Annotated in this window: 22 protein-coding genes; 5 read left to right on the top strand and 17 right to left on the bottom strand. The window is 32.3% G+C overall.

Features of this window, described 5'->3' with window-relative positions:
- The first annotated feature begins 201 nt into the window (after window positions 1-201).
- Both IW20_RS10510 and IW20_RS10505 read left to right on the top strand, forming a co-directional pair.
- The gene (locus IW20_RS10510; RefSeq protein WP_035621724.1) at window positions 202-2,394 is read left to right on the top strand and encodes a carboxy terminal-processing peptidase; all 2,193 of its coding nucleotides are present in this window, start codon (window positions 202-204) and stop codon (window positions 2,392-2,394) included.
- A gap of 156 nt (window positions 2,395-2,550) precedes the next feature.
- On the top strand, window positions 2,551-3,378 hold the full coding sequence (locus IW20_RS10505) for a DNA/RNA non-specific endonuclease (protein ID WP_035622203.1): 828 nt from the start codon (window positions 2,551-2,553) through the stop codon (window positions 3,376-3,378).
- Between the two features lie 16 nt (window positions 3,379-3,394).
- Here the strand turns inward: IW20_RS10505 and rodA are convergent, their stop codons facing one another.
- The 6 genes from rodA to purH form a co-directional block, all read right to left on the bottom strand.
- The gene (rodA, locus tag IW20_RS10500) at window positions 3,395-4,630 is read right to left on the bottom strand and encodes a rod shape-determining protein RodA (RefSeq protein ID WP_035621721.1); all 1,236 of its coding nucleotides are present in this window, start codon (window positions 4,628-4,630) and stop codon (window positions 3,395-3,397) included.
- Window positions 4,631-4,645: 15 nt separating this feature from the next.
- A complete protein-coding gene (gene mrdA, locus IW20_RS10495; RefSeq protein ID WP_035621718.1) occupies window positions 4,646-6,601 on the bottom strand; it encodes a penicillin-binding protein 2 in 1,956 nt (651 codons plus the stop codon).
- Complete coding sequence (locus tag IW20_RS25765; protein ID WP_081912470.1) at window positions 6,598-7,104, bottom strand: rod shape-determining protein MreD; 507 nt, start codon at window positions 7,102-7,104, stop codon at window positions 6,598-6,600. Before IW20_RS25765 ends, mrdA begins: the two co-directional genes overlap by 4 nt.
- On the bottom strand, window positions 7,097-7,921 hold the full coding sequence (gene mreC, locus IW20_RS10490; RefSeq protein WP_035621715.1) for a rod shape-determining protein MreC: 825 nt from the start codon (window positions 7,919-7,921) through the stop codon (window positions 7,097-7,099). The genes IW20_RS25765 and mreC overlap by 8 nt, the downstream gene beginning before the upstream one ends.
- Before the next feature lie 106 nt (window positions 7,922-8,027).
- Entirely contained in the window at window positions 8,028-9,056 is a 1,029-nt protein-coding gene (locus tag IW20_RS10485) for a rod shape-determining protein (RefSeq protein ID WP_007804822.1), read from the bottom strand.
- Between the two features lie 54 nt (window positions 9,057-9,110).
- Window positions 9,111-10,637 (bottom strand): bifunctional phosphoribosylaminoimidazolecarboxamide formyltransferase/IMP cyclohydrolase, encoded by a 1,527-nt coding sequence (purH, locus tag IW20_RS10480; protein ID WP_035621713.1) that lies wholly within the window; start codon window positions 10,635-10,637, stop codon window positions 9,111-9,113.
- Between the two features lie 165 nt (window positions 10,638-10,802).
- Here purH and IW20_RS10475 point away from each other — a divergent pair, with 165 nt between their 5' ends.
- Together IW20_RS10475 and IW20_RS10470 are read left to right on the top strand one after the other, a co-directional pair.
- On the top strand, window positions 10,803-12,053 hold the full coding sequence (locus IW20_RS10475) for an ABC transporter permease (RefSeq protein WP_035621712.1): 1,251 nt from the start codon (window positions 10,803-10,805) through the stop codon (window positions 12,051-12,053).
- Between the two features lie 186 nt (window positions 12,054-12,239).
- Window positions 12,240-13,430, top strand: coding sequence for a leucine-rich repeat domain-containing protein (locus IW20_RS10470; protein ID WP_051885695.1), 1,191 nt, complete (start codon window positions 12,240-12,242; stop codon window positions 13,428-13,430).
- Window positions 13,431-13,860: 430 nt separating this feature from the next.
- Here the strand turns inward: IW20_RS10470 and IW20_RS10465 are convergent, their stop codons facing one another.
- The 4 genes from IW20_RS10465 to tamL form a co-directional block, all read right to left on the bottom strand.
- Window positions 13,861-14,496 carry a hypothetical protein gene (locus IW20_RS10465; RefSeq protein ID WP_035621711.1) on the bottom strand — a complete coding sequence of 212 codons (636 nt, stop codon included), beginning with the start codon at window positions 14,494-14,496 and terminating at the stop codon, window positions 13,861-13,863.
- Between the two features lie 84 nt (window positions 14,497-14,580).
- Window positions 14,581-15,435: an acetyl-CoA carboxylase, carboxyltransferase subunit beta gene (gene accD, locus IW20_RS10460; RefSeq protein ID WP_035621709.1), complete on the bottom strand. Its 855-nt coding sequence runs from the start codon at window positions 15,433-15,435 to the stop codon at window positions 14,581-14,583.
- 109 nt (window positions 15,436-15,544) lie between these two features.
- The gene (fbaA, locus tag IW20_RS10455; protein ID WP_035622197.1) at window positions 15,545-16,612 is read right to left on the bottom strand and encodes a class II fructose-bisphosphate aldolase; all 1,068 of its coding nucleotides are present in this window, start codon (window positions 16,610-16,612) and stop codon (window positions 15,545-15,547) included.
- A gap of 59 nt (window positions 16,613-16,671) precedes the next feature.
- Window positions 16,672-19,230: a translocation and assembly module lipoprotein TamL gene (gene tamL / locus IW20_RS10450; protein ID WP_081912469.1), complete on the bottom strand. Its 2,559-nt coding sequence runs from the start codon at window positions 19,228-19,230 to the stop codon at window positions 16,672-16,674.
- Between the two features lie 37 nt (window positions 19,231-19,267).
- Here tamL and IW20_RS10445 point away from each other — a divergent pair, with 37 nt between their 5' ends.
- A complete protein-coding gene (locus IW20_RS10445) occupies window positions 19,268-19,996 on the top strand; it encodes an RNA methyltransferase (protein ID WP_035621706.1) in 729 nt (242 codons plus the stop codon).
- Between the two features lie 11 nt (window positions 19,997-20,007).
- Here IW20_RS10445 and porT read toward each other — a convergent pair whose 3' ends face one another.
- The 7 genes from porT to IW20_RS10405 form a co-directional block, all read right to left on the bottom strand.
- On the bottom strand, window positions 20,008-20,727 hold the full coding sequence (gene porT / locus IW20_RS10440) for a type IX secretion/gliding motility protein PorT/SprT (RefSeq protein ID WP_035621703.1): 720 nt from the start codon (window positions 20,725-20,727) through the stop codon (window positions 20,008-20,010).
- A 1-nt stretch (window position 20,728) separates the two neighbouring features.
- Window positions 20,729-21,460 carry a bifunctional demethylmenaquinone methyltransferase/2-methoxy-6-polyprenyl-1,4-benzoquinol methylase UbiE gene (ubiE, locus tag IW20_RS10435; protein ID WP_035621700.1) on the bottom strand — a complete coding sequence of 244 codons (732 nt, stop codon included), beginning with the start codon at window positions 21,458-21,460 and terminating at the stop codon, window positions 20,729-20,731.
- A 577-nt stretch (window positions 21,461-22,037) separates the two neighbouring features.
- Entirely contained in the window at window positions 22,038-22,520 is a 483-nt protein-coding gene (locus tag IW20_RS10425) for a dihydrofolate reductase (protein WP_035621697.1), read from the bottom strand.
- A gap of 11 nt (window positions 22,521-22,531) precedes the next feature.
- Complete coding sequence (locus IW20_RS10420) at window positions 22,532-22,870, bottom strand: 2TM domain-containing protein (protein ID WP_035621694.1); 339 nt, start codon at window positions 22,868-22,870, stop codon at window positions 22,532-22,534.
- A gap of 168 nt (window positions 22,871-23,038) precedes the next feature.
- Window positions 23,039-23,890, bottom strand: coding sequence for a thymidylate synthase (locus tag IW20_RS10415; RefSeq protein ID WP_035621691.1), 852 nt, complete (start codon window positions 23,888-23,890; stop codon window positions 23,039-23,041).
- Window positions 23,891-23,962: 72 nt separating this feature from the next.
- On the bottom strand, window positions 23,963-24,592 hold the full coding sequence (locus IW20_RS10410; RefSeq protein WP_035621688.1) for a bifunctional nuclease family protein: 630 nt from the start codon (window positions 24,590-24,592) through the stop codon (window positions 23,963-23,965).
- Window positions 24,593-24,759: 167 nt separating this feature from the next.
- Entirely contained in the window at window positions 24,760-25,728 is a 969-nt protein-coding gene (locus IW20_RS10405; protein ID WP_035621684.1) for an electron transfer flavoprotein subunit alpha/FixB family protein, read from the bottom strand.
- Between the last annotated feature and the right edge of the window lie 172 nt (window positions 25,729-25,900).

Below are 25,900 nucleotides of genomic sequence, written 5' to 3'. Positions count from 1 at the left end.
AAGAGAAAAATTAGGTCTGTAGGGTTTTTATTAGCAAATGTAGTAACTGGTTTTCTTAAAATAGTAACAAAATATCTTAAATTTACTAACTTAGAGCTTTTAATTAATTGAAAGAAAAACTATATTTATATCTTTAACAAAAAATTATGCGGCTCCTACTTTGTTGGCATAGTTTTTACCGTAAATTAGATTAAAAAATTGATGAATGCTATTATTAAATTTATGAAACGAAATTATAAAATTATCCTAGCCGTTATTTGTTTATCTGCTACATTGTTTGCATTTAAAATTAATAGCGATAAAGGTATAGACCCAGACCCGAATAAAGATAAGATGCTTTTGGAATTACTTGCCTTTGTAATCGAGAAAGGACATTATAATCCTCCTGTTATGAACGATGAGTTTTCTAAAGGAGTTTATAAGGATTATATCGAAGCATTGGATCCATCTAAAAGATTTTTCTTGCAAGCAGATATCGATGAGTTTTCCAGATATGAATTGCAATTAGATGATCAATTTGTAAATAAAGATTTAACTTTCTTTAATCTTACTTATGCACGTTTGATGAAAAGAATGGAAGAGGGTAAAAAGAGATATAAACTCATTTTGGCTCAACCATTTAATTATAAAGTAAACGAAACATTTAGTACAGATTACGAGCATTCGCCTTACGCAAAAACTCCTGCCGAATTGGTAGAGAAATGGAGAAAACAAATTAAGTTGTCTACACTTTCTTCTCTTGTAACCAAAGAGAATATCGAAGATGAAAAGAAAGTAAAAGACCCAGCTTATAAAGCAAAAACTTTTGAAGTTTTAGAAAAAGAAACCAGAGATAATTCATTGAAATCATTAGATGAATATTTTGGTTTTATAAAAGATTTAGATAGAAGCGATTGGTTTTCAGTTTATGTAAATTCTATCATGGCTCGCTTTGATCCACATACAAGTTATTTTGCACCAGAAGAGAAAGAACGTTTTGATGTTAACATCAGTGGTAAACTTGAAGGTATTGGTGCTAAACTGCAAAAGAAAAATGACTTTACCGAAATCTCTGAACTTATTTCGGGCGGACCAGCTTGGAGAGGCAAAGAATTAGAAGCAGGTGATTTAATTATAAAAGTAGGGCAGGGAACTGATGAACCTGTAGATGTTGTTGGTATGCGTCTTGACGATGTTGTTAAGAAAATCAAAGGACATAAAGGAACAGAAGTTCGTCTTACAGTTAAAAAAGTAGACGGAACGATTAAAGTAATTTCTATTATTAGAGATATTGTAGAGATTGAAGAAACGTATGCTAAATCTAGTATTGTAGATAAAAACGGATTGAAATATGGGGTTATTTATTTACCTAAATTTTATATCGATTTTGAAAACAAAGATGGTAGAGATGCAGGAAAAGATATTGCTCTTGAGGTTGAAAGACTTAAAAAAGAGAATGTAAACGGTATTATCTTAGATGTACGTGATGATGGTGGAGGTTCTTTATCTACAGTTGTAGATATTGCTGGATTATTTATTGAGCAAGGTCCTATTGTACAGATTAAATCTGCAGGAAGAAAAAAAGAAGTTCTTTACGATCGTGATAAAAAAATAGAGTGGGATGGACCTTTAGTAATTATGGTTAACGGTTTCTCAGCTTCGGCTTCAGAAATTCTTGCAGCTGCAATTCAGGATTACAAAAGAGGAGTTATTATTGGTAGCAAACAAACGTACGGAAAAGGCACTGTTCAGAACGTTATCGATTTAAATCAGTTTGTTCGTAGTAGTGATTTTGGCGATTTAGGAGCTTTGAAAATTACAACTCAAAAGTTTTATAGAATCAATGGTGGGTCTACACAATTAGAAGGTGTACGTAGTGATATTGTTGCGCCAGATCGTTATGCTTACTTAAAAATGGGTGAGCGTGATATTGATAATGCAATGCCATGGGATAAAATAGATCCGGCTGAATATAGTGTTTGGAACAATAGTGGTTCTAACTTTAATCAAGCTATTGCAAATAGTAAAATGCGTATTGCACAAAATCCACAATTCCAATTAATAGAGGATAATGCAAAATGGATTGATACTAAGAGCAAGGAGAATACGTATAGTTTGAATATTGATGATTTCAAGAAAACGCAAACAGAAGTAGAGGCAGAAGCTAAAAAATATAAACCAATTACGGATTATAAAAACAACCTGCAATTTACTTCGTTACCATACGAAATTGCAGAAATGGCAAAAGATCCTTCTTTGAAAGAGAAAAGAGATAGTTGGCACCAAGCTTTATCAAAAGATATATATGTAGAAGAAGCTATAAATGTATTAGATGATTTACAATCGAAAAGTGCGACAAGACAATCTTCGATTCCTGGTAAATCAAAAAAAGATAAACTAGCTTCTAAATTATAGAGATTAGTAAAACATAAAGCTTTTAGTTAGTTAATAAAATGCTCCAAAAATCATGATGATTTTTGGAGCATTTTTTATTGGATTCATTTAGTTAACTTTGGATTCGTGTTTTTGCAAAATGAAGCAAACACTATTTTAAAGTTTAATAATGATTTTATGGTAATTGTAAAAAAGGTTTTGTTGGTTGGTTTTGCTATTGTATTTCTTTCTTCTTGTAAAAAAGATTCTGAAAGCAGTAGTAATAATCCTGATTATAATGCAAAAGACAGTTTAAAGGGTGAAACGGCTTTGTATAAAGACGATAATACTGAGTTTGATTACTTGCCTACATCTACTACAGATCAAATCGTAAAACACGATTATTATACGCTTTCTTATAACGAAAAGTTTGAGCAGGCAGAATGGGTCGCTTATCAATTAAAGAAGGGTTATATTAAAAATAATGATTTTAAAAGACCTTACTTTAATCAAGACCCAAAAGTAACTACTGGTTCTGCAGATTGGCGTAATTATAAACAATCAGGTTATGATAAAGGACATCTTTGTCCGGCTGGAGATATGGAGTTTGAAAAAAAGGCATATGAAGATACTTTTTTAACTTCAAACATATCACCACAAATACACGAATTTAATGACGGAGTTTGGAATAGACTTGAACAAAAAGTACGCTATTGGGCTGTAAAATATGATGATATTTATGTAGTAACAGGTGGAGTTCTTGCTAATTCGAATACCACAATTGGAAAAGAAAAAGTACTAGTGCCTAAGTATTTTTATAAAGTACTATTAGATGAGTCTAATGGTAAATATAAAATGATTGCATTTTTAGTTCCAAATGAAAAAAGCGAAAGACCTTTGTATGAGTTTGTAGTTTCGGTAGATAGTATCGAAAAACTAACAGGCATAGATTTTTTCCCTCATTTAGATGATAAAATTGAGGATAGTTTAGAGAAAAGTACAGATTATAAAGCTTGGGCTTTTTAGTTTTATTGGTTTAAAACTACCATTCATTTACTTTGTTGGCATCCATTTTTAGGAATATAAAAAGCAAAATGGTGAATCCCCACAATCCTGAACCTCCATAAGAGAAGAAAGGAAGTGGAACCCCAATGGTCGGGAAAATACCTATTACCATGGCAATATTCACAAAAAAGTGAATAAATAAAACACCAGCAACGCAGTATCCATATACGCGGCTGAATTTTGTTTTTTGCCTTTCGGCTAAATAAATAACCCTTAAGAATAGCCCAACAAAAAGTGCAATGACTACAACAGAACCTGCAAATCCCCATTCTTCTCCTACTGTTGTAAAGATGTAATCGGTATGTTGCTCAGGTACGAATCCTCCTTTGGTTTGAGTTCCTTCTAAGAAACCTTTACCTATCCACCCTCCAGATCCAATCGCAATTTCCGATTGATTGGTATTGTATCCAATACCTTTCATGTCGACTGTTTTTCCTAATAAGATATTAAAACGATCTCGGTGGTGTTGTTTAAATACATTGTCAAAAACGTAATCTACAGATAATACAAATCCAGATATAAGGGCAAGTAATATGGCGCTTAATATTATATTTCTATCGACCGCCCTACTCTTAAAGTGCATTATAATAAGTATTAGTACCGATATAAGTATTACATATTCTGGCTCCAAAACTAGCGTTAATACAAATAAAAGAATCGCAATAAAGCCAGTCCAGATATACCAGGAAGGAAGACCTTCACGATATAAAACAATTAAGAATATAGAGTATATTAAAGCACTTCCTGGATCGGGTTGAGGAAGAATCAGTATTACAGGTAAAAAAATAATTGCAAGGGCTTGTACTTGTCTGTTAACGTCTTTTAAGTTTATTTGCGTATCACTTAAGTATTTTGCTAATGCAAGTGCAGTTGCCGATTTGGTAAACTCCGATGGTTGTAAGGTAAAACTTCCTATGGCATACCAACAACGCTGTCCTGCTATAGTTTTTCCGAAAAAGAACAACCCGACAAGTGATAATAAAGCAACTCCAAAAATGATACTGGCATATTTTTCATAGAATTTACCATCAACAAAAAGGATTACAAAAATTAAAGGGATAGTAAATAAAATAAATATTAACTGCTTATCAGAAGTACCATCTGTAGCGGATAGTGAAGATGAGTATATGTTTAACCATCCCATTACCACTAATGTGATATAGATGATTACACTTATCCAGTCAATATTATTTTTTATACTTTGATTTTTCATCAGGAATGAATCTCTTTATTGTTTTTTTTGAGTTGTGTCTACTTTTGTTATTTTGACTTCTTTAGGTACAGGCTTATTCATCTTAGCTCTAATAACAGAATCTCTAGGTGTAGTTTCTATTAAACTAGCAGCGGCCATTCCACCCAATTTTGCGTATTGATCCTTCAAACTTGTATTCAGAATACGAATTTCTAAATCGTTTCTTGTAATTTTTTTACGAAGGTATTTCTCAATCATTAAACTCGCAATAGGACCTGCAATAGTAGCTCCAAATCCTCCGTTTTCGATCATTACTGCTATGGCTATTTTCGGATTGTCTTTTGGTGCAAATGCCACAAATATAGAGTGATCTTTAAGCTGTGTTCTTTTACCATTAATTTTAGCAAAGTTCTCAGCAGTACCTGTTTTTCCGCAAATATCAATTCCTTCAACACGTAACCTACTAGCAGTTCCTAGGTTATAAACATCAAATAATCCGCTAATTACTGGTGGGAAATATTTTTTATCTATCGTTGTTTCGTGTTTAGTTGTATATTTTGGGTCAATTTTTTCTCCTTCAATTTTTTTAATGATATGAGGTGTGTAGTAATACCCTTGATTCGCAACAGTAGCCATCATGTTTGCTAACTGAATTGGAGTCATTAAAACCTCTCCCTGGCCTATAGAGTTCGATACAATTGTTGTACTTCTCCAGCCTCCGTTAGGGTAGATTCTCTTATATGTTTTAGAGGTTGGAATATTTCCTTTTTTACCTGTTGGTAAATCATATCCCATAAACTGACCTAGGCCAAAGCTTTTTACGTGGTTACTCCATACATCAACTGCATAACCAGGATTGTTGTATTTGTTTATGGTAAGCATATAAGTTTGGGCAAAATAAGTATTACATGAATTGTAAATACCATTATGCAATTGTTGACTTGGTGCGTGGCTATGGCATTTCATAAAACGACCTCTTCCGTAACTGAATCCATGATGACAAAAAAACGTCGTGTTCTCGTTTATTACTTGTTCCTGTAAACCAATTAAACCTGTTAGGATTTTGAATGGTGAACCTGGAGGATATTCGGCTAATAATCCACGATCGTATAATGGTTTTGCAATCGAGTCATGATATAATAAAGTGTAGTTTTTAGAACGTTGTCTTCCAACTAAAATACCTGGGTCATAAGATGGGGCGGTAATTAAAGCTAAGATTTCACCAGTTTTTGGTTCTAAAGCTACAATTCCACCACGCTTATTAATCATTAATTCTTCTCCGTATTTCTGAAGTTCAGCATCAATTGTTAGATTAATGTCCTCTCCTTGTACGGCGATTGTGTCATACTTTCCGTCTTTGTACGAACCTATTTCTCTATTGTATTTGTCTTTTTGAATATATTTTACACCTTTAATTCCGCGTAAAACATTCTCATAGCTTTCTTCTACACCTTGTTTTCCAATTAAATCTCCACTATTGTAATAAGGATTTTTGGCAACTAATTTTTCATTTACCTGAGTGATAAAGCCAAAAATGTTAGCACCATAATCGACTTCGTAATCACGCAATGATCTTTTTTGGAAATAGAAACCTTCAAATTTTCTGATTTTCTCTTGAAAAGCAGCAAATTCACTTTTGTTTAATTGTGCTAAAAACACTGATGGTAATCGAGGACTATATACTTTAGCCTTCTCAATCTTTTTAATAAAATCTTCTTTGGTAACATTCAAGAGTTGACAAAACTCTAATGTATCGATGTTTTTTATCTCTCTCGGGATAACCATGATATCATAAGATGCCTGATTGGCAACTAATAATTTACCGTATCTATCATATATATAGCCTCTTTCGGGATAGTCGTATTTTATCTTTATAGCATTATTCTCTGATTTTAATTTAAAAGAATCGTCTATAATTTGTAAATAGAATATGCGAATTACTAGCAAAGATGCTGCAATGATTATTAAAGAGGGCAGCAGAACTTTTCTCATCTTCTGTTGGGCTTAATAAGATATATTATTATGATACAGGTTATAATGGTAAATATTGTACTGAACAATGTACGAAGTAAAACGTCTATAATGAAGTTAAACTGGAAAGCTTCTAATGTAAACAGTATTATATGATGTAGTAATACCGATACTAATAGAAACGAGAATCGTTCAGGCGTTAAAGAATCGTTTAGTTTTATAGTTTGATATTCGTAACTTAATCCAAATGAAAATTTAAATATATAAGGTCTGTAATACGCAAGAACCAAACAGGCTGTTGCGTGTATTCCTCCCGAATTACAAAACATATCCATGATAAGGCCAAGTAAAAAACTCGATACGATAAGACCAGATTTGTTTCCGTTTACAGGAAATAAAATGATATAAAGTATGTACGGAAACGGACTTATATAGCCAAGGAAGTTCATGTTATTAAAAATAATAATCTGAACTGCCAATAGCAGAATAAAACGAGAAATATTGATTAACAAAGCGCTATTCATCTTTTTCTTTTTTTTCTAATTTAAGAAGCTCTTCTCTATCTCTACTCTTGATAATATACACGTGACCTAAATTTGTCATATCATTAAATAATTTGACATTGATTGTATAATAATTTGTTTCTTTCGAAGTGTATATATTCTCAACAGTACCAATCCCAATATTCTCAGGGAAAATTACCGATTGACCACCAGTTACAATTGTATCTCCTTTACGCACAGAAGCTAGTCTAGGAACATCTATTAACTGAACAAAACCAGTACTTTTTCCATTCCAAATTAAGGAACCAAAATGATTTGATTTCTTTATTTTGGCATTAATCTGTGATTTGATATTAAGAATACTTACAACAGTAGCGTATCTAGGTGATGTATTATCTACAATACCTATGATTCCTAAACTATTAATTACACCCATATCAGGTTTAACCCCGTCGTTAGAACCAGAGTTTATAGTAATGTAGTTTTCGTGTACATTATATGAGTTATGTATCACTTTTGAAACGATAATATCGGCAGGTTTAACGCCTTTAATGCTGTCTGGAAGAGGTAATTTGGTAGTGTCTTCTGCATTAAATAAAAGACTTTTTAGTCTTGCGTTTTCAAGAACCAGTTCGTCGTTTTCTTTTCTTAAATTCAAATACTCATTTACGCTGTTTATTTTTTCGTAAACACCACCACTCAAGAAATTAGCAGAACTAATGACTCTGCTTTTATGAAATGAATGAGATTGAATGGAGAGACCTAATGAAATACCTAAAAGCAGCAAAAACAGTAACCGATTACTGTTTCTTATAAGAAAATTAAATATTTGCTGCATTTCTTGCTTGGTTATTTTGTTTCAGGATATGCTTTAAGTTTCAAATTTCCTTCAGAGCTAAGTTTTATAAATTTAGCTCTGAGGAAATATATAATAATTGTTAATCTTATTTGATTAAGATACTTTTAAATTTTGCAATGTTTTTAAGTGCCATTCCAGTTCCACGAACTACAGCTCTTAATGGATCTTCAGCAATGTAAACAGGTAAATCTGTTTTTTGTGAAATTCTTTTATCAAGACCTCTTAACATAGATCCTCCACCTGCAAGATAAATACCTGTATTGTAAATATCGGCTGCTAATTCTGGTGGTGTTTGAGATAAAGTTTCCATTACAGCATCTTCAATTCGTTGAATCGATTTGTCTAATGCTTTAGCAATTTCGCGGTAAGAAACATCTACTTGTTTTGGTTTACCAGTAAGTAAATCTCTACCTTGAACAGACATATCTTCTGGAGGTCCATCTAAATCTTCGATAGCGGCTCCAATTTGTATTTTTATTTTTTCAGCAGTACTTTCTCCAACAAATAAGTTGTGTTGAGTACGCATGTAATAAACAATGTCATTTGTAAATACGTCACCGGCAATTTTTACCGATTTGTCACATACAATTCCACCTAATGCAATTACTGCAATTTCAGTTGTTCCACCACCGATATCAACAATCATGTTTCCTTTAGGTTGCATAATATCGATACCAATACCAATTGCCGCAGCCATTGGTTCGTGAATCAAATAAACTTCTTTACCATTTACTCTTTCGCACGATTCTTTTACTGCACGCATCTCCACTTCAGTAATTCCAGAAGGAATACATACTACCATACGTAATGCAGGAGTAAACATTCTCTTTTTTAATGCAGGAATACTTTTAATGAACATATTGATCATTTTTTCTGAAGCATCAAAATCAGCAATAACACCGTCTTTAAGTGGCCTTATGGTCTTAATGTTTTCATGGGTCTTACCTTGCATCATATTGGCTTCCTTACCAACAGCAATGATTTTGCCTGATATTCTATCACGTGCCACGATTGAAGGACTGTCAATAACTACTTTATCATTATGTATGATTAAAGTGTTTGCGGTACCAAGGTCTATCGCAATATCCTCGGTCATGAAATCAAAAAATCCCATAAGTTTTTTAGGGGTTTAAAAGTTATAAATTAGTAACGCACAAAGTTAAACAAATTAATGTTTAAAATGACGCGTTCCTGTAAATACCATTGCAACTTTATTTTCATTGCAATAATTTATGCTTAATTCGTCTTTTATTGATCCACCTGGCTGAATTACAGCAGTAATTCCTGCTTTTTTGGCTAATTCTACACAATCCGGAAAAGGGAAAAATGCATCACTTGCCATCGAAGCTCCATTTAAATCAAATCCAAATGCTTTTGCTTTGTCAATTGCTTGAACCAAAGCGTCTACTCGAGAGGTTTGTCCCGTTCCAGATGAAATTAAAGTTCCGTTTTTTGCAAATACGATTGTATTCGATTTTGTGTTCTTACAAATTTTTGAAGCGAATAGTAAATCTTCCACTTCTTGTTCTGTAGGCGCTGTAATTGTAACGGTTTTTAAATGCGCTTTATTGTCGGTGATATTATTTTTATCTTGAATTAAAAGCCCGTTTAAACAAGTTCTTACTTGTCTTGTAGGTAATTCCACCTCATTTTGAACCAATATAATTCTGTTTTTCTTCTCCTCTAGAACTGTAATTGCTTCACTATCATAACTTGGAGCGATTACAACTTCACAAAATAATTTATTTATCTCTTGAGCAGTAGCTAAATCAATATTTGTATTCGAAATTAAAACTCCCCCAAAAGCAGATGTAGGATCGCAAGCCAAAGCTGCTAAATAAGCTTCATTGATAGTTTTTCTTGTAGCTAAACCACAAGCATTATTGTGTTTTAAAATTGCAAACGTAGGTCCATCAGTTTTAAATTCTGCAATTAAGTTCACAGCAGCATCTACATCAAGTAAGTTGTTGTAAGATAGTTCTTTTCCGTGTAATTTTTTGAACATTGCGTCAAAATTTCCAAAGAAAAATCCTTTTTGATGTGGATTTTCTCCATATCGTAATACTTGCCCGTCAGCAATACTTTCTTTGTAAATAGTGTCGTCAGTATTAAAATAATTGAAAATTGCAGTATCGTAATGAGAAGAAACATGAAATGCTTTAGTAGCAAGTAATCTTCTGTTCTCAAGAGTTGTTGCTCCGTTTTGTTCTGTAATTAAATCTAACAATAAGCTATACTCATTTACCGAAGCCACAATAACAGTGTCTTTGAAGTTTTTTGCAGCAGCACGGATTAATGAAATTCCACCAATATCAATTTTTTCGATAATATCTGTTTCACTAGCTCCAGAAGCAACTGTTTTTTCGAATGGGTATAAATCAACAATTACTAAATCAATCTGAGGAATGTCAAATTCCTTCATTTGGTTTACATCACTTTCGTTATCTTGACGGTTTAAGATTCCACCAAAGATTTTCGGGTGTAAAGTTTTTACTCGTCCACCAAGAATTTCTGGGAAAGAGGTTATGTCTTCAACAGGAACTACAGGAATTCCTAGATTTTTAATAAAATCTTCTGTTCCTCCAGTCGAGTAAAGTGTTACTTTTTGTTCATGTAGTTTTCTTACAATAGGTTCAAGTCCATCTTTGGAAAAGACTGAAATTAATGCCGATTGAATAGTTTTTGTTGTGCTCATTGTGTAGTTATAATTATGAAGGTGCAAAAATAGTTTTTTTTTGATTATAAAAATCAACATTTTATGTAACATTCTCTTAAAAAATCCTACCTATGAGTAAGTGAATTTTTATTAGGTTTTTGACTAAAATTTATTGAATTTTACTTTAATGTAAATTTAAAATCTATGCTGCTTTATCTTCGATTATTAAAAGAAAGTTTTGGTTTTGCGATGAATGCCTTGCGCAGTAATAAACTAAGAACATTGTTGTCTTTGTTGGGAGTTACTATTGGTATTTTTTCAATCATTGCCGTACTTGCAGCTGTAGATTCTTTGAACAGAAAAATCACAAAGGACTTAAGTAGCTTAGATAAAAATACGATTTATTTAATGAAGTTTTCTTTTGGTCCTTCAGATATTCCGCAATGGAAAAGAGAACAATTTCCAAACGTAAAATATGATGAGTATACTTACTTGAAAAATTCTCTTACAAATACAAATCAAGTAGGGTATCAGCTTTTTGTTAAAAGAGAAAGTTTAAAATACGATTCTAAAACAGTTAGTGATGTAAATATAGTTCCAGTTTCATATGAATTTATGGAAATTGAGGGTTTGGATTTTGAGAAAGGTCGTTTTTATAATGAATCAGAATCAAATTCGGGAACACCAGTTATAGTTTTGGGACACGATATAGCCGAAGGTCTTTTTGGAGATGAAGAACCTATCGGGAAAAATATTCGTTTGTACGGACAACGTTTTACCGTAATTGGCGTGGTGAAAAAACAAGGTGCAGGTTTGTTTGGAGACAGTAATGATACATCGGTATTTTTTCCAGCAAATTTTTTACGTCGTATGTATGGTGATAATAATGACGGAATGACTCCGGTAATTGTTTTAAAACCAGAAAAAGGAATCGATATGGATGCGTATAAAGCAGAAGTGTCTCAGAAATTAAGAGCTATTCGGGGATTAAAAGCTGGACAAATTGATAATTTCTTTGTTAACGTGTTTTCTGGTTTTACCGATTTTATAGATGGTATTATCGGGCAAATGAATTTTATGGGTTGGATAATAAGTTTATTCTCTCTTCTTGTGGGAGGATTCGGGATTGCAAATATTATGTTTGTTTCGGTAAAAGAAAGAACCAATCTTATCGGAATTCAGAAATCTTTGGGAGCTAAGAATAAATTTATCATGTTTCAGTTTTTGTTTGAAGCAGTAATTCTTTCGGTAATTGGCGGAGCAATTGGACTAATCTTGGTTTGGATAATTTCTGTGATCCTTACCAAAGCTCTCGATTTTGAGTTTGTACTCGGAATGGGAAATATTCTTCTAGGAACAGGACTTGCAGCTTTAATAGGTTTAATTGCTGGAATTCTTCCTGCAATTTCTGCTGCCAAATTAGATCCTGTTGAAGCAATTAGAACAGGAATGTAGTTGTTTTTGAGGTTCTGAGATTTTCTATTTACGAAATTTAACGAATGCTGTTCGAAGTCTCCCGATTTCGAACCTGTACCAATAGTTATTTATGATTTTTTTATCCCGTTGGCGCTACGAAATCGGGAGACTGCGCAGAGCTGTATAAAAAACATTTAAGGTCTATTTAATAAACTAATCTAAATTATGATTGTGAAAATAAAACCACTATTTATCTTTTTTGTGTTTTTGTTATGTGGTAACCTACAAGCGCAAAAGTATCATGAAGACGATAAAGAAGGGCTGCGTGTTTTTCTTCGTCAGCCAACAAAACAATCTGGACGGCTTAATCTACATATGTTGGGTTTAACTAAAGTTGATACTTTAAAATGGAATACCTCCGAAACATGGATTTCTAAACTAACAGAATATTGTACATGGAATACAGTCTCTCCTCAACGACTAATAAAGTTAGATGTAGGTAGTCTCGATTTTGATAATAGATTATATGGAACATTAGATGCGCGTAAATTTATTTTTTTAGAAGAATTAAATTGTTTAGAGAATCAGTTAACATTATTAGATGTTTCTAAGAATGTAAATTTACGTGTATTGGATTGTCGTTTTAATTTGTTAATGGCATTGGATGTTTTAGGAGCGGTAAATCTAAAGGAGTTGAATTGTTCTAATAATAATCTAACAGCATTGGATGTTTCTAAGAATGTGAATTTAACTATGTTGAATTGTCGTTCTAATCAGTTAGCCTTTTTGGATGTTTCTAGGAGTTTGAATTTAAATGAGTTCTGGTGTAATTCTAATCAGTTAACATCGTTGGATGTTTCTAAGAATTTGAATTTAGAGGAATTGATTTGTTTTGAGAATAAGTTAACTTCATTAGATGTTTCTAATAATTTGAATTTAACTTTTTTGGGTTGCTCTTTTAATCAGTTGACCTTTTTGGATGTTTCTAAGAATGTAAATCTAAAGGAGTTGAATTGTACTGATAATCTGCTAACATCATTAGATACTTCAAAAGATGTAAAGTTAAGTTATTTGTATTGTTCAGAAAACCAGTTGTTATTCTCAGCTTTGCCAACTAAAGAAACTCCATTATCTTCAGTTTTTTATCGCCCTCAAAAAAGAATTGATGGAGGATTTATAAGTGTAGGACAAAAGATAGATTTAAGTAGAGAATATATGATCAAAGGTAATACAACAGTATATGAATGGTATGTTGGGCCTGGGAAACCAATAAAGCTAAGTCAGATTGCTAATGGTGAGTTTGTTGTTGAGAAGACTTATGATGAAAAGACTCTTATTTGTAAGATGAGAAATGCTGCTTATCCTAATTTTGTTATAGAATATAGTGTAACTATAAAAGATAATAAAAAAGTGTAGGTAAAAAAGGAGTCTTCGCAGAGCAGTAATTTAACGAATGTTGTAGTCGAAATGTTGTATGTTCTTTGACTCCGAGTTTGGAGAAAATAGAAGAAAGGAATAAAGACACAAAGTTTTTTTGTAGAAACGCACCGCAGTGCGTCTACTCAATATTGGTTTATTTATGGTTTAACCCCAAACTTGTCTTTCTGACGCAGGAAGAATCTCTGCGAGTAGCTCGACAATTTAAGACAAGTTCGTGTTGGTTTATTGTGGGGACCCTTCGTTTCCCAGGGTGACAAGATTGGAGAAAATAGAAGAAAGGAATAAAGAAACAAAGGTTTTCTGTAGAGGCGCACTACAGTGCGTCTACTCAATATTGGTTTACCATGATGTAATCATGTGTAAGGCTTAAGCTAGGTCTTTTGACTTTGCAGAGCAAGTTATAGCTTTAGTCTTCGATCTTGTATTTAGGGAATTTGATTTTTGTTTTGTCCCATCTAATTTTGTCGGAATAGTAATATTCGTTATTTTTCTTGTATTTTAGTACAGTATCTTCTTCTTGTGTTGTTCTCCTGATAAGGTAAAAATCTCGACCTTTAATGGAAGATTCTAGGGTCTTTCGTAAATCGAAAAAAGCCTTAGAGTTTAATGTGTCAGTTTTTGAAGCAATAAAAGTCACATTTCGAAAGTCATCTTTGTAATTTAATTTTATAAAGTCATAGATGTTTTTATTAGGTATTTCTATTAAATCTTTAGGTTGTAAATTTATAAAATGCGGAATTGTGTCAGCCGTTTCGGTACCGCAGATCATTCCTATGCTGTTCCTTTGAAAATAATATATTTTTGAATCAGTATCAATAATAAAAGTATTTGTTCCGTAAACTAACCATCCAGGTATCGGTGAGTTTGGAGGTGGAGGAGGTGTAGGTGGGATTTGATTGTTATTCGATTGTTTTGTCGGCTTAGGTTTAATATCTTCTTTTGAAATTATATAAGGAATATTTTCAGGAACAATTTTTTCTTCTTTTTTAGTGCAATTCAAAAGAAACAAACAAATAACAAAACCAGCGAAAACTCTTTTCATAAACTGAAGATTTGAAATAAAGATATAAAAAAATCCCATTTGCCGAAGCGAATGGGATTTTTCGTTTTTTTAGAAGTTTAAAAACTATCTAATTGTATTGTTTTGAATCAAATCGATATACAAGTTAATCTTGTCTTTTAATTCTTTTCTAGGCGTTATAAAGTCTAAAAAGCCATGTTCTAAAAGGAATTCAGCAGTTTGGAAACCTTCAGGTAAATCTTTTCCTGTAGTATCTCTTACAACTCTTGGTCCTGCAAATCCAATTAAAGCACCAGGCTCAGAAATGTTAATATCTCCTAACATAGCATAAGATGCAGTTGTTCCTCCTGTTGTAGGATCTGTACATAACGAAATGTATGGTAAACCAGCTTCGGCAAGTTGAGCAAGTTTAACAGATGTTTTTGCTAACTGCATTAATGAGTAAGCTGCTTCCATCATACGTGCTCCACCAGATTTAGATATCATAACAAATGGTAATTTGTTTTTGATAGCGTGATTAATTCCTCTAGCGATTTTTTCACCTACTACAGCTCCCATAGATCCACCAATAAAGGCAAAGTCCATACAGCAAATAACAAGTTCTTTTCCTTTAGATTTTCCCACTCCTGTACGTACAGCGTCTTTTAAGTGAGTTTTCTCCATTACATCTTTTAATCTTTCTGCATATTTTTTTGTATCCACAAAATGCAAAGGATCTTTAGATGTCATGTTTTTATCTAATTCAACAAACTCGTTGTTATCAAATAAAATCTCAAAATAGATTGCGCTTCCAATTCTAACATGGAAATCATCTTCTGGGCTCACAAATAAGTTACGAGCCAACTCATCAGCATCAATAATTTTTCCAGTTGGAGATTTGTACCAAAGTCCTTTTGGGACATCCATTTTGTCTTCGGTAGCAGTTGTAATCCCTTTTTCGTGTCTTTTAAACCAAGCCATTTTTTTTAATTTAGAATGTAGATTTTAAAGTTTAGATTTTTCAATCTGATTCAAAATTTAGATTTCAGGCTTTTTAGAAGTCCGAAATCTAAATTACGAAATCTAAAATTTAAAGTGTATTTACGTTATTCAAGTCAGCAAAAGCTTGCTCAAGTCTTGTATTGAATGTTACTTCGCTTTCACGTACCCATCTTCTTGGGTCATAATATTTTTTGTTAGGAACATCAGTACCTTCTGGGTTACCAATTTGAGTTTTTAAATAGTCAATGTTTTTAACCATATAATCACGAATTCCTTCTGTATATGCAAATTGTAAATCTGTATCAATGTTCATTTTGATAACACCATATCCAATAGCTTCTCTAATTTCTTCAAGTGTAGAACCTGAACCTCCGTGGAAAACGAAATCTACTGGGTTATGACCAGTTTTGAATTTGTCTTGTACGAAATCTTGAGAATTTTTTAAGATTTTTGGAGTTAATTTTACGTTTCCTGGTTTGTAAACACCGTGAACGTTTCCAAAAGCTGCTGCAATTGTAAACTTAGGACTTACTTTAGATAATTCTTCGTAAGCGTAAGCTACTTCTTCTGGTTGAGTGTATAATTTTGAGCTATCAACATCAGAGTTGTCAACACCATCTTCTTCGCCACCTGTAATTCCAAGTTCGATTTCTAGAGTCATTCCCATTTTGCTCATTCTAGCTAAATAGCCTTTGCAAATTTCGATGTTTTCTTCGATTGGCTCCTCAGACAAATCGATCATATGAGAACTGTATAATGGTTTTCCTGTTTCTGCAAAATGTTTTTCAGAAGCATCTAGTAAACCATCAATCCAAGGTAATAATTTTTTTGCACAGTGGTCAGTATGTAAAATTACTGTTGCACCGTAAGCTTCTGCTAAAGTATGAATGTGTTTTGCTCCAGCGATTGCTCCAGCGATTGCTGATTTTTCGTTAGCATTAGATAATCCTTTTCCAGCGTTAAATTGTGCTCCACCGTTAGAAAATTGAATAATAACTGGCGCATTCAGTTTTGCTGCAGTTTCAAGAACTCCATTGATTGTACTTGATCCAGTAACGTTTACTGCAGGAAGTGCAAATCCTTTTTCTTTCGCATAATTAAAAATCTCTTGAACTTGATCTCCTGTCGCTACTCCTGGTTTAATATTGTGTGCCATTGTAATTCTTTTTAGTTGTTTTTTAGTTTTTAGGTTGCAAAAATAAGAATTAATTAGCATTAGAAAGGATAATTTATTCCAAAATTTAAAACTGAGTGTCCGAAATTGTAATCTCTGAACCAGCGTTTGTTCATTTCGTAAGCAGGATTGTAGGTTTTAAATCCTAAGTCAAAACGTATTACGAAAAAACTCAAATCATAGCGAAACCCTATTCCTGTTCCTAGTGCGATGTCTTTAAGGTCGCTTAAATTCTTAAATGTTGCTTTCTCGTCGGTAACATTATCTAGTACATTCCAGATATTTCCTGCATCTGCAAAAATAGCTCCTTTTAATTTTCCTAAAATCTTATATCTAAATTCACCGCTTATGGCGATTTTCATGTTGGCTTCGTTAAAATCATTTACAGCTCCAGTACTTCCAGGTCCTAATGAGTAAGGTTGCCAAGCTCTATTGTCGTTGGAACCTCCCGAATAGTAACTTCTTGAAAAAGGTACATAATCAGAATTGCCAAAAGGAACAGCGATTCCGAAAAACGTTCGCACAGCAATCACTTTTTCTTTAGATAAATCCCAGTGTTTAATATAATCAAATTCGGTTTTTAGGTATTCAGAATACTCCAAATTAAAGATTTGATAGTTCCCATTTGCATTTTTTTGCAAATTAGCAGCATTAGAAATTAAAGATAATAATGATCCTGCGGTTTCTATTTTTGCTTTAAAAAGATAAAAAGTATTGTCTAATAAATCTTTTTTGGTCGTTTTGGTAAAAGTATAATTAGATGCCAGAATAAAATCATTTTCTGTAAGTCTCATTCTTCTTTCTTCGATACTTTCTACCGATTGATAATCATCGCTGGAAACAGGTATTGTTCTATCTAGGACATCTTTTGTAAATCCTGATGTACCCTCATCAATTACTAAATCATTATTAGAATCTACAAAATCAGGTTTTTGAGGATAATCATATTCTTGTGAAATGTCATTTAAAGCATTGTAAGATGAACGATATACTCTATAATAATTTTGCGGATTTAAATTTCGCACATATTGAATGTTCAAAAGGTCAATGCGGGCAGTGTTGTTTCTTTTAGGAGTCCAATTATAGGTAAATGCACCTGTAAAGTTTTCTTTATCAAGACCAATGTTTCGTTGTTTTGCAAAACCGGCTGTCATTACAGTAGATGGAATCATACTTTTTGGAATGATTTTTTCAGTTCCAAAAGGCATTAAAATCCTAGGGACATTCAGTTTGATGTCAACCCCATATTCGGAAGCATTAAAGAAAGTTCCGTTTGGATTTGCTAAATCTTGAGAAGAACCAACATTAACACGACCAGCAATTTCTAATGTTTCAGCACCATTAAAAACATTTCGGATTGTTTCAGAAAGACTAAATCCAATTCCGAAATCCTGAATATTCGAGTGCGTGACATCCAGCGTTGTTTGGAAACTATATTTTTTTCTAGGTGTTAGATATATCTTAGCAATTAAAGATTGTGCAGTCGAATCTCTTTTGTCGACTTCATAATGAATAGATGGATAGTTAAATATCTTTAAATTGTTTAAATATCGAGTTGTAAGAGTTGTTTTGTAATCAGCAAATAAACTTCCTTTAGTAATAAAAATAGCATCAGTTATAGCGTAAGGCTTATATTTTAATTTTTTGTAACTGTATAAATTAAAGTTTTTATAAGTAGTACTGTCTTTAATTTCTAATTTGGCATTTGCAGCAGAATAATCGGTGTAGATATTAACGTCGCTAATTTTATAAACTTTAAAAGGCATAGTTCTACTAGAATCCTTATCCTGATAACTGTAATCTTTTATGATTAAATCGATATTAGCTTTATTCTTTTTGTTTATCGTATCAATGTTATAGGTAACATTGTTAGATTGAAAATAATATACACCGTGATTTCTAAAGTAAGTTGTTATACGGTTTTTTTCATCTTCTAAATCGCTTGTTTTGTATTGATTTCCAGATTTTAATATTGTGTTTTCTATACTTTTATTGTATAAAGAGTCAACATCTGGAGAAGATATACTAGTAGTAATAGTGTCTAAAAGAAATGGTTGACCTGTTGTAATGTTGTAACGAACCTTTGCTTTTTTTGCACTTACACTATCAATCGAATATGCTGTTTTTACATTAAAATACCCATTATGAAAATAATGGTATTTTAAACGAGTAGCAGATTTTTTTACTTTACTAGTGTCAACAATTACTGGCGGTTCACCAGTTGTTTTAAAAAACTCATTTATTCCTTTGTATAAAAAAGATTGTCCTAGTCGATCTACTTGTTTTGCAGATAATAATTTAGATAATCTTTCATATCTCTTTGGATTACTTTTATATTTTGCCTGAAAAGTTGAATCTGGATTTGGATTGGCTAAGTTGTATAAATTCAAACGCAATTTATACCCACCAATTAGCGTACTGTTAGGTTTTTGGTACAATTGGTTGGATACACTTTCGTCATTAATAGACTTGTCATTTACTATAATTTCATTCTTTGTAAGAAGTTTTTTTCCGTTAGGAACCCTTTTTACAGAATTACAAGCTGAAATAAATATTGCTATTAGAATAAATGCTGCTATTTTTGTGGAATTCTTTCTCAAGTGTTCTAAAATATTTAATTCAAAAGTACATTATTTTATGGTTAGTAAAAACCAAATCAAGCTTATATCGGGTTTACTTCAAAAAAAACAGCGTTTTGCGAATCAATTGTTTTTTGCCGAGGGGGTAAAAGTAATTCAAGAATTGTTGCAATCCAATTTTGAACTAGAACACCTATATACTACTCAAAACGATTTTGAGTCAGTTTTAGTCTCTAAGAAAACATTAATTAGCGAACAAGAATTAAAAAAAATAAGTGCCTTATCAACTCCTAATTCTTGTTTGGCAGTTTTTAAAATACCTGCAGATAAAAAAGTAATAGAATCTGGTTTAATTCTAGCTCTTGATGATATTCGTGATCCTGGAAATTTAGGGACTATTTTACGTCTTTGCGATTGGTTTGGAATTAAGCAATTGCTTTGTTCTAAAGAATCGGTAGATATTTATAATCCTAAAGTGGTTCAGGCTACAATGGGTTCAATTGCGAGAGTTAATGTAAATTATATTGACTTAAAAGCTTTTCTTGCTCAAACATCACTTCCTGTTTTTGGGACTTTTATGGATGGATCCAATATTTACCAAACAGCTTTACCTCAAGAAGGGATAATAATAATGGGCAATGAAGCCAATGGGATTTCCGACGAAATCGAAAAAACCATCAAAAACAGACTGACTATTCCTAGATTTGGGGATCTTCAAAAAACTGAAAGCTTAAATGTGGCTACTGCAACCGCAATTATACTTAGTGAGTTTAAACGAAATAGTTAGTTATAATTATTTTAATGAAAAGTAAAGTTAATTAAAATTGCTCTTGATTTCATAGACTCAATATTTCCTGTCCAAGGACTATTTGGGTCTTTGTCGCGTATTAACTCATCATTAATACCGAACGAACCTCTAATAGAAGGAGAGAATATAAAGTACTCTGAGAAAAAGTCTATACCAAAACCTAGTTCATAATTCATCGTCCAGGCTTTAACTCTAAAGCGTTGCTCTAAGTTATCGTCTAGAGATTTTGCGTTACTAGATAGGTTTAATGTTGTAGAAACCCCTCCAAGTAAATAAGGACGTATGTTTCCTGTTCTTAGAGAGGAGAATTTTAATAACAAAGGAAAATTGATGTAAGTACTACTTACTTCTCTTAAATAATCCGTCTTAGAGGCTAATGCCGGATCAGGATAGTATAAATCTCTCTTTGTGTAATATAACCCAGGTTCAAAACGTAGGTTAAGGTATTCCATTAATCTTAAGTCTGCTACAACTCCCACATTAAATCCAGTTGTTTTTTTTACCTGAATATCTTGGTTTATTTTTTCATACGATTTATAGTCTATTTTGAAATCATAGCTATTAAACCCCAGGTAATACCCAAAATAAATGCGTTGTTTTTGCCATGTTTCCAAATTGATAATAGGGTCTTTACTAAACATACTTTTAGTAAATTGACTATATCCTTTTGTAGTCAAGGCAAGTAAAATTAAGATTACAGTTTTTTTCATACTATTTTTTAGAAGCTGAATATATTGTTGCTACACCAAATGTTTGTGGCATGGCCACGACACTTATAAACCCAATTTTTCTTAAAATATTGTTTAAGACTTCTCCATGTGGAAATGCAGCTGCAGATTCAGATAAATATCCATAGGCAGAATTGTCTTTAGAAAACATTTTTCCTATTAACGGAAGTATGTTTTTAGTGTAAAAAGAATAACCTTGACGATATGGAGTTTTTTCTGGTACAGAAGTTTCAAGAATTACAAAAACACCATCTGGTTTTAAAACTCTTAAGATTTCAGCTAAACCTTTTTCTAGATTTTCGAAATTTCTAACACCAAAAGCAACGGTAATTGCATCAAAATGATTGTCTTCAAACGGAAGATTTTCAGAATCTCCTACAACCATATCAATAGTTTGAGTAAGATTTTTTGCTGCAATTTTCTTTTTTCCTACTTCAAGCATTCCTGAAGATATGTCTAAGCCAATAATTTTTTCGGCATTTGTCTGAGCCATTAAAATTGCTAAGTCGCCTGTTCCTGTTGCAATATCTAGAATTATCTTTGGTTTTTTGTCCGAAACTATTTTTAAAACTTTCTTACGCCATTTTATGTCAATACCAAATGAAATTACACGATTTAAGTTATCGTAATTTCCAGATATTGTATCAAACATTTGTTCTACTTGTTCTTTTTTGCCTAAGGCTGAATCTTTATAAGGTGTTATTTTCTCTGCCATTTTTTTTATTTGTACAAATATAATACAATCTGTATTAACTGTTATTCAGTTTCTTTAATTACGAGATGAAATTATTTTTGGTTTTATGTTCATATACCCACTTTTAATGATTTGCAAAAAATCACTAAAAGTGGGTATTGTAGGATACTTATTTAATGTGGAAATTTACTTTGTAAAAATGTATATATTTTTTCAATGATTAATAGAGAATTAATGACCCAAATCAAATGGGTGCTACTTGCGCTTATCATCTCGTTTGTTCTAGTAAGTTGTTTTGAAAGTACTGTTTTTGAGAGCAGTATTCTTTTTAAAGCGCAAAATACGTTCTTTGGATTAAATTTGTTTTTGGAAATTTTAATTTTCTTTGTCTTTAGTACCTTCGTGGTATTTGGTATTAAAGGCTTTTTTGAGATGTACTCTCAAAAAATCTCAAATATTATAATATTCTTTTCTGGTGTATTTTTAATATTTGTAATTTTTATTTTATGTTATCAAATACTCTTTCTAGAGTAGGTCATTTCTCTAATCATTGTTTGCCAAAAAAAAGACCCTCATTTAATGAGGGTCTTTTTTTGTGCTATTGTCTAACGTAAGTTTCGTAAGTGTAATCATAAAGATGTTTCTCATCTCTTGTGTTGGGTTCAGCTTCCACTAGTTGCCATTCCTTTTTGTTGATTTCTGGGAAAAAAGCATCGGCTTCAAAACTATGATGTACTCTAGTAATTTCTAGAATATCTGCAAAAGGCATTCCTAAGTTGTAAATTTCTCCTCCGCCAATAATAAATGAATCATCATCTTCGGGACATTTTGCAATTGCCTCTTCTATACTTTTTACAACAATGCATCCTTCTGGTTGATAATCTTCTTGACGTGTTATTACAATATGAGTTCTGTTGGGTAATGGTTTAGGGAAACTTTCAAAAGTTTTTCGTCCCATTATAATGTGATGTCCTGTAGTAAGAGCTTTAAATCTTTTGAAATCATTTGATAAATGCCAAATCATTTCGTTGTTTTTTCCAAGCGCATTGTTTTCGGCAACAGCCGCAATCATTATAATCATTTTGTTTCTAACTAAAGTTTATTTTCAGTATTGTCATTTAAGCTTGAGTCTAGCTGAGCTATTCTTTTTTGTTGTAGTGCAACAAGTCGGTCTATTTGTTCTCTTTCCCAATTTTTATTCATAAAACGATCGGTGATGTATACTTTTATAAAATGTAAAATAAAAATAAAACACCATGCAGTAATTATCCATAGGTACCAAGTTTGTCCGTTTGAGACATTAAAAAACCGATTGGCAATAAATAGAAATAAACTTCCTAATAGAAATAAGACAAAATGGAAATAAAGGGTTTTCTTTTGTTTGATTCTTCTTCTAGCGTATTCATATTGCTCGTGTAATTCCTTTTCCATGAGTAAAATATTAGATTATAAAGATAAAATTTATTTTGAAACAGGACTGTTTTGATGCTCGAATATTTATCCAGAAGCCGACTTTGTTCTTTTAAAGATATGGTTTGTGATAGTTTTGAGCAAAAAAAATCCGCTCGTTAAAGCGGATTGTTATTATTTTGATGTCTTTTATACAGCAACACTTCCTTTGATTCCTGCATGTGGTTCGTAACCCACAAGAGTAAAATCATCATAATCGAAATCGAAAATGTTTTTTATATCAGGATTCAAAATCATTTTAGGTAATGGTTTTGGCTCACGTTTTAATTGTAATTCCAGTTGTTCAAAATGATTATTGTAAATGTGTGCATCTCCAAAAGTGTGGATGAATTCCCCAGCTTCAAGATCACAAACTTGTGCAATCATCATAGTTAATAAAGCATAAGATGCAATATTAAAAGGAACACCTAAAAATATATCTGCACTTCGCTGATATAATTGGCAAGATAATTTTCCTTTAGTTTCGCCTTTTTCAAGGTCAGGGCTTGCTACGTAAAACTGAAAAAAAGCATGACAAGGAGGTAATGCAGCTTTGTTATTGGCTACATTTTCTTCAAAAGATTTTTTTGTGTCTGGTAATACCGAAGGATTCCAAGCAGAAACCAACATTCGGCGGCTGTTTGGATTTGTTTTAAGCTCGGTAATCAGTTCCGAAATTTGGTCAATTTCTTCACTATTCCAATTACGCCATTGGTGTCCATAAACGGGACCTAAGTCGCCATTGCTATCTGCCCATGCGTCCCAAATTTTAACTCCGTTTTCTTGAAGATACTTAATGTTAGTATCGCCTTTTAAAAACCAAAGCAATTCGTAAATGATAGACTTTAAGTGTAATTTTTTAGTAGTAACCATTGGGAAACCTTCACTTAAATCAAAACGCATTTGATATCCAAAAACACTCTTTGTACCAGTTCCTGTTCTATCTCCTTTTTGACAACCATTCTCAAGAACATGTTGTACTAAGTCTAAGTATTGTTTCATTTTTGGTTTATTCGTTTGTTCGGTAAACTGTTTAATCGATTAATGGAATAAACAAATTCACAAATTAAACAATTATGATTCTCTCTTTGAAATTTCATCACGAATCTTAGCTGCTTTTTCATAATCTTCCTGAAGAACAGCTTGTTCTAACAATTCGTTAAGTTCCTGAGTGGTGTGTTTAGAATAAGTTTCGCCAGATTGATTAGTTTCTTCTTCGCGACCAAATGTTTCTGGATTAGAAAGAACATCGTCAATTTCTTGAGAATCCTTATCACTTTCCATTGAGTTTGATTTTAAATAGATACCAGCCTTATCCAATATGTTTTTATATGTAAATATCGGAGCATTAAAACGCAATGCCAATGCAATAGCATCAGAAGTTCTTGCGTCGATTATTTCTTCAATTTTATCTCTTTCGCAAATTAAGCTGGAATAGAATACTCCATCAACTAATTTGTGGATAATAACTTGCTTAACAACAATATCAAATCGTTCTGCAAAGTTCTTGAATAAATCATGTGTTAATGGGCGAGGTGGTTTTATCTCTTTTTCTAAAGCAATAGCAATAGATTGTGCTTCGAATGCACCAATTACAATTGGTAATTTTCGTTCGCCATCAACCTCATTCAAAATCAAAGCATAGGCGCCATTTTGAGTTTGACTGTATGAAATTCCTTTTATCGATAATTTAACTAAGCTCATAAGTTGCAGACGTAAAAGGTATTACTACCTCATTTTAATTAGAATTTTGTGTAAAAAATAAAAGTGCAATTTTAATCAAAAAATATGGAACAAAAAAGCTACCTAAAGCAAAGATACGATTATCTTATTTTTAGGTAGCTATATTTTAGTATAGAATTTTTTAAAATCTATGAATGTTGTGCTTTAAATGCTTTTAATTTTTCAATTAATTTAGGTACGATTTCAAAAGCATCACCAACAACACCGTAATCAGCAACTTTAAAGAAAGGAGCTTCAGGGTCATTATTGATTACTAATTTTACTTTTGATGAGTTGATACCTGCAATGTGTTGGATTGCACCAGAAATTCCTATTGCAATATATAAGTTTGTTGCAACTGGTTTTCCTGTTTGTCCTACGTGTTCGCTATGAGGTCTCCATCCTAAATCTGAAACGGGTTTAGAACATGCAGTTGCAGCACCAAGTACAGCAGCTAAATCTTCTACCAATCCCCAGTTTTCTGGTCCTTTTAATCCACGACCTCCAGAAACTACAACATCAGCATCAGCGATAGATACTTTTCCAGTAACTTTTTCTACAGATTCTAGTTTTACTCCAAAGTCATTGTCTCCAATTGTTGGGTTAAAGTCTTCTGCAGTTGCAGCACCTGCACTTTCGTAAATACCATAAGAGTTTTTAGCAAGAGCTAGTACTTTTACATCAGTACTGATTTCTGTAATATTAAAAGCTTTGTTAGAAAAAGCATTTCTTTTTACCTGAAAAGGTGAAGTGCTTACAGGTAATCCTACAACATTTGATGCAAATCCAGCCTCTAGACCAACTGCAACTAATGATGAAAGATAAATACTGTCTGTGCTAGAAGAAAGTAAAACTACTTTTGTTCCTTCTTTCTGAGCTGCTTGTTTAATAACATCAGCATAAGCTTTAGCAGTAAAACCTGCTAATTTATCGTTAGTTACTTTAAGAACTTTATCAACTCCGTATTTTGATAATTCGCTTACGTCGCTTGTGTTTATTGTTAATGCGGTAACAGTTGTTCCTAATGATTCAGCAATTTTCTTAGCGTATGAAGCCAATTCAAAAGCTACCTTTTTAAATTTTCCTTCTGCAGATTCTGCATATATTAATATTGACATAATAATTTTAGATTTTAGATTTTAGATTTCAGATTTTAAAAATTGAAATCTAAAATGATTATTGATTTTAGATTTTGAAGTGAATCAAATGTTGATTTTTAGATTTAGTATTGCAATCTGCAATCTAGAATCTAAATTCTACAATCTTAAATCACTTTAGCCTCGTTGTGTA

Origin of the sequence: Flavobacterium hydatis (assembly GCF_000737695.1) — a bacterium.
Lineage (GTDB): Bacteria > Bacteroidota > Bacteroidia > Flavobacteriales > Flavobacteriaceae > Flavobacterium > Flavobacterium hydatis.
Note: the sequence above shows the minus strand (reverse complement) of the source record. Positions and strands in the feature narration are given on the sequence as shown.